Origin of the sequence: Verrucosispora sp. SN26_14.1 (genome assembly GCF_004307965.1) — a bacterium.
In the GTDB taxonomy this organism is placed as follows: domain Bacteria; phylum Actinomycetota; class Actinomycetes; order Mycobacteriales; family Micromonosporaceae; genus Micromonospora.
Genome location: NZ_SISL01000359.1, coordinates 1 through 5,992 on the forward strand (window position 1 = coordinate 1; position 5,992 = coordinate 5,992).

The 5,992-nt window shown below is 74.3% G+C and carries 2 protein-coding genes; one reads left to right on the forward strand and one right to left on the reverse strand.

From position 1 onward, the window contains the following. Positions 1-4,044, reverse strand: a 4,044-nt coding sequence (locus EYA84_RS24350; protein ID WP_131055690.1) for a non-ribosomal peptide synthetase, incomplete at its 3' end; no start/stop codon positions are given. 137 nt (positions 4,045-4,181) lie between these two features. Here EYA84_RS24350 and EYA84_RS24355 point away from each other — a divergent pair. After that, a partial coding sequence (locus EYA84_RS24355; protein WP_131055692.1) for a condensation domain-containing protein occupies positions 4,182-5,992 on the forward strand: 1,811 nt, incomplete at its 3' end.

The window sequence follows — 5,992 nt, forward strand, 5'->3', positions numbered from 1 at the left end:
GGCGGACGGTGGTGGCGCGGCGGACGGCGGCGGCGCGGCGAGGTGCCGGTGTACGTCGGTGACGATCTCGGCCAGCTCGGCCGCCCGGTACTTGAGGAAGTAGTGTCCGGCCTCGTCGATCACGGCGAGCGCGGTGCGGTCGCTGAGGAAGTGCCACTCGCGGTAGCGCTCCTCGTGGAAGTCGGTGCTGCGGTCACGCTCGCCGACCACGGAGACGATCGGTGCCCGCAGCGGGCCGACCCGTCGCCGCATCAGCTCGGTGAAGTACTCCTCGGAGACCTCGGCGTCGTGCCGCATGGCGCGGATCAGGAACGCGACCTCGTCCGGTGCCAGTGACCCGATGGAGGTGCCCTGCGCCTGCAACCAGGTGCGGTAGATCCGGTCGCTGCGCAGCCGCTCGGCCAACCGCAGTCGCAGCAGCGGGCCGAGCAGGCCGCCGACGGGACGGGCGAACGGGAAGACCGCGCCCAGGTACACCGCCTCCAGGTCCCGGCCGGCGGCCTCCAGCCGGCGGGCGACCTCCACGGCCAGCGCCCCGCCGGGGCCGCAGTGTCCATACAGGATCAGCGGCCCGGTGACCCGGTGCAGGATCTCCGCGACGACGTCGGCGGCGACCTCCGCAATGGGTGCCGGGTCGTCGGCGAGGCCGATGTCGTGCCCGGGTACGGCCACCGACAGCAGCCGGTACCCGGGCGGCAGGGCGTCGGCCAGCGGTTGGTACACCACCGCGCTGCCGCCGCCGTACGGGACGCAGACCAGGGTGGCGATCCGGGTGCCGGCGGGCATCGGCGGGGTCAGTTCGTGCAGCAGCCCGCCGCGGTCCGTGCCGTCCCCGGCGACCAGCAGGGCCAGCTCGCGTACGGTGCGGTGGCGGAACAGGTCCATCACGCTGACCGGCGGCGCGACCGTGCCGACCACGTCGGGCAGTTCCCGACGGAGCCGGGCCACCACCTGGGTGGCCAGCAGGGAGTGCCCGCCCAGCTCGAAGAAGTCGTCGGTGGCGCCGACCTCGGTCACCCCGAGAACGGCTCGCCAGACGTCGGCCACCAGCGTCTCCACCGGCCCGGTCGGCGTCTCCCGCGCACCGGTCGGGGCGTCGTCGACGGGCTCGGGCAGGGCCCGCCGGTCCACCTTGCCGTGTTCCTGCAACGGCAGCCGGTCCAGGGCAACCCACCGGCTCGGCACCATGTGCTCGGGTAACCGGTCGGCGAGCCGCCGACGCAGCGCGGCCGGCTCGGGCGCGGCCACGTCGGGTGCCGCCTCCAGGTACGCCACCAGCCGCTCGTCGCGCAGCAGCACCGCGGCCTGCCGTACCCCGGGGCAGTCCCGCAGCGCGGCCTCGATCTCGCCGAGCTCGACCCGGTAGCCACGGATCTTGACCTGGTGGTCGCGGCGGCCGAGGAAGACGAGCTGCCCGTCGGCGCGCCAGCGGCCCAGGTCGCCGGTGCGGTAGAGACGCGCGCCGGGTGGACCGTACGGGTCGGGGACGAAGCGCTCGCCGGTCAGGTCGGGCCGGTTCAGGTATCCGCGCGCCAGCCGGTCACCGCCGAGGTACACCTCACCGGGTACGCCGACCGGGACCGGACGCATCCGCTCGTCGAGCACGTACACCCGGGCGTGCGGCAGGGGCCGGCCGATCGGCACCGGTCCGGTGGCCGGCGCGTCGGCGGTGACCTCGTAGGTGGTGACGCCGACGGTGGCCTCGGTGGGGCCGTAGTGGTTGAAGACCCGGGCCGGACCGGCGGCGGCGAGCGGGCCGACCCGGTCCAGGTCGGACGCCTCACCACCGAGCACGAGCGCGCGGGCGGGCAGCAGCTCCCCCGGCGCGGCGTCGGCGGTCAGCGCCCACAGGTGCGACGGTGTGATCTTCAGGTAGTCGATGCGGGCGGTCCGCAGCCGCTCGGCGAGCTCCGCGCCGGTGCACCGGCGGGGCAGCAGGTGCACCGCGCCACCGGTGGCCAGCGCCAGATAGAAGAGGGTCACGCTGAAGTCGAACGACATCGACTGCATCAGCCCGTACCGGGCGGCCGGGACGACCGCGAACCGGTCGGCCACCCCGTCGAGGTAGCGCAGCACCTGCCGGTGTGCCACGGCGACCCCCTTCGGGGTGCCGGTGGAGCCGGAGGTGTAGATGACGTACGCGAGGTGCTCGCCGGTGGTGCCGGTCTCCGGCGCGGTGTCGGGCTGGGCCGCGACCTCGTCGGCGATCTCGTCCAGGGCGACCGTGTTCGCCTCGGCGGGCCGCCCGTCACGTAGGGCGGAGCTGGTCAGCACCACGGTCGGACGGGCGTCGGCGAGCATCAGGCCCCGCCGTGCGGTGGGTTGCTCCGGGTCCAGCGGCAGGTACGCCCCACCGGCCCGCAGCACCCCGAGCAGCGTCGCGGCCAGGTCGACCGACTGGTCGAGCAGCACCCCGACCAGCCGGTCCGGGCCGACGCCCCGGCGGCGCAGCCAGTGGGCGAGCTGGTTGGCCCGCCGGTCCAGTTCCCGGTAGGTGAGCGTGTCCGGGCCGAGGACCACCGCCGGGGCGTCGGGGGTGGCGGCGACGTGCGGGCCGATCAGCTCGGCCAGGGTGGTCGCCGCGCCGGTGACCCGGGCCACCGCGTCGTGTTCGGGTCGGCCCAGGGCCAGCACCCGGTCCCGTTCGTCCGCGTCGAGGAGGTCCAGGTCGACGACGGGCAGGTCCGGCCGGGCGACGGCGGCGCGCAGCAGCGTGGCGAGACTTGCGGTCAGCCGGCGTACGGTGGCGGCGTCGAAGAGGTCGGTGTCGTAGACCACCATGCCGCGCAGCCCGTCGGCGGACTCGCCGACGTAGAGCGACAGGTCGAAGCGGGCGTTGGCCACGTCGGTCCCGACGCCCTCGGCGCGCAGGTCCTCGGGCCACCGGGTGCCGCCGGGCGCGAAGTTCTGGAGGGTGAACAGCACCTGGAACACCGGGGAGCGGCTCACGTCCCGGGCGACGTTCAGGTCCTTGACCAGGCGTTCGAACGGGATCTCCTGGTGGGCCAGGGCGCGGACGACGGTGGTGCGGGTGCGCCGCAGCAGGGTCGCGAAGCTGGGTTCGACGGCGGCGCTGTCGGCGGTCGCGGCGACCGGGGAGAGGTCGGCGCGCAGGGCGAGGGTGTTGACGAAGAGACCGACGAGGTTCTCCAGCTCCGGCACCACCCGTCCGGCGACCGGCGAGCCGATGGCGAAGTCCCGTTGGCCGCTGCAGCGGAACAGCACCGCCTGCAGGCCGGTGAGCAGGGTCATGTAGAGGGTGGCCCGGTGGGCGCGGCTGAGCCGGCGAAGTCCGTCGGTGAGGTCGGCGTCGAGGGTGAAGCGGTGGGTCGCACCGGCGTAGGACTGCACCGGCGGGCGGGGCCGGTCGGTGGGCAGTTCCAGCGCGGGTACCCCGGCCAGTGCTCCGGTCCAGTAGGCGAACCCGTCCCCGGTGGCCGGTCCGTCGAGACGGTCCCGCTGCCAGGCCGCGTACTCCAGGTAGCCGGTGGCCGGTGCCGGGGGCGGCGGCGTGCCGTCGCGCAGTGCGCCGTAGGTCGCGGCGATCTCGTCGAGCAGCAGGGTCAGCGACCAGCCGTCGCTGACGATGTGGTGCATGGCGAGATGCACCAGGTGCTCCTGGTCGCCGAGCCGGACGACGAGCACCCGCAGCAGGGGCGCGACGCCGAGGTCGAACGGGGTGCGGACCGAGCCGGCCACCAGCTCGCGGGCCTCGGCCTCACCGGGCACGGCGGTCACGGTGACCGGCACCCGCACCTCGGGGGCGACGTGCACGACGGGCTCGCCGTCGGCGTTCTCGGTGAACCGCATGCGGAGGCTGTCGTGCCGCGCGGCGGTCGCGTCGACGGCGGCCCGCAGCAGCTCGACGTCGAGCGGTCCACGCACCCGCACGGTCGAGTGGACGAGGTACGCGGCGGTGCCGGGCACGAGCTGTTCGGTGAACCAGATCCGTTCCTGGCCGAAGGAGAGTCGGGGCGCTCCGGCGGGCGGAGTCGCCGTCGGGATGACGGTGGTGTCTCGGGCCGGCACGTCGACGTTCGTCACGCTATGCCTCAATCCGATGACGGACGGGAGTCAGTAGTCTGCATCCCGCTTCCCAGAGGGTGGATCGGCTGATCGGTCCACTGTGTAGGACTCGATCGATCGATCCAGCAGCGGAACGGACCGTCGTACCGTCAGGAATGCGATTCGCGGATACGGTGGTCCCCGCCGAGTGGGCGGCAGAACCGCTGCGCTACGCCGAGTTCTCCGGCGGTGGTGCCGGGACGGCGCCACCGACCTGGGCTCAGCAGGTCCTCCTGCGCTCGATCGCCCGGTTCGGCTCCAACCACCGGTTCCTCAACCTGCGGCGGGCCGTGCCGGTCTCCCCCCGCGCCGGGGTGACCGTGACGACCGCGACCCGGGCGGTGGGTGCGCTGGTCAGCCGGCACTCCGCGCTGCGCACCCGGCTCCCGGTCGTCGACGGCGAGCCCCGGCAGGAGGTCGCCCCCGCCGGGCTGTTCCCGCTGCTGCTCCATCCCGGCACCGGTGACGGTGCGCAGGCCGCACGGCAGGCCGCCGAACGGCTCGGCGACGTCGCGTTCGACCATTCGGCCGAGTGGCCGCTGCGGGTCGCACTGGTGACTGTGGACGATCGGGTACGCCAGATCGTGCTGGTGTTCAGCCACACCACAGTGGACGCCCACGCGGTCGAGATCGTGCTGCGTGACCTGCGGTTGCTTCTGCTGCGCGGCGGCCTGCACACTCCGGCCGGTCCGCAGTCGGCGGAGGTGGCCCGGCTCCAGCAGGGACCCGACCGGGAGCGCTCACAGCGGGCGGTGGCGTACTGGCAGCGGGAGTTCGACCGGCTCCCCCGGCAGCCGCTGGTCCCGGCCGGGCCGGGGCTGACGCCGCACCTGCGTCGGGGCGTCCTGGTCTCCTCCGCGATGGACAGGGCGGCCCGGCTGGTCGCCGCCCGACATCGGGTCAGCGTCTCCGCCGCGCTGCTCGCCGGCTACCAGGCGATGGCCGTACGCACCTCCGGGCACGAACTGTCCGGCCTCTTCCCGATGTCGCACAACCGGTTCCGCACCGAGTACGCGCAGGCGGTGGCGAACCTCGGTCAGATCGGATTCTGCGTGGTGGACCTGGCCGGGTGCACCGACTTCGCCGAGCTGCTGCGCCGGGTCTGGGCGGCGTCGCTGAACGGCCTGCGGCACGCGTACTACCAGCCGTCCGCGCTGCGGCACGCCTTCGAGGAGCAGGGCGTCGACTACGAGACGGCGTTCCACCCGCACCACTACTTCAACGACGTCCGGCTGCCACTCGGCGGCCTCGACCAGCCGCCCGAGGTGACCCGGGACGAGTTGCGGGCGGCCACCGCCCAGAGTGACTTCTCCTGGACCGCCGGGCTGAACGCGGCCTCCTGGCACCTGCTGGCCCACGTCGTGGACGAGCCGGACGCGGTGGGCGTCACGCTCACCGTCGACACCCGGCACCTCGCGATGGACTCCGTCGAGCCGTTCCTGCGGGGCATGGAGGAGTTGCTGGTCGAGGCGGCCTTCGACGACGTGCGATGGCCCTGGTCACCGACGTCCACCGGCACCGCCGGGCCGGTCCCGCGCCGCGCCGGGCACGCCGAGGAGACGGCGTACGCGGACTTCGCGGGCGGGCGGGCCGCCAGCGCGCCGCTGACCTGGGGACAACGCGCCATGTGGCGGACCGTGGAGGAGTTCGAGTCCCCCGCCGCGTACCGGGTGCTGAGTCTCCCCCGCACGCTCGCCGTGTCGGCGCGGACCGAGGTGACCGTCCCCGAGGCGGTGCGGGCCCTCGGCGCACTGGTCGCCCGGCACGGATCGCTGCGCACCCGGTTCCGCCGCCGGGACGACGAGGTGCACCAGGAGATGGCGGCGACCGGGCGGCTGCCCGTCGGCGTGCACGCCGTACCCCGGCCGGTGGACGACCCCGACGGCCGCGCGCTCGCGGCGGAGCTGACCGCCCGGCTGCGCGCGTC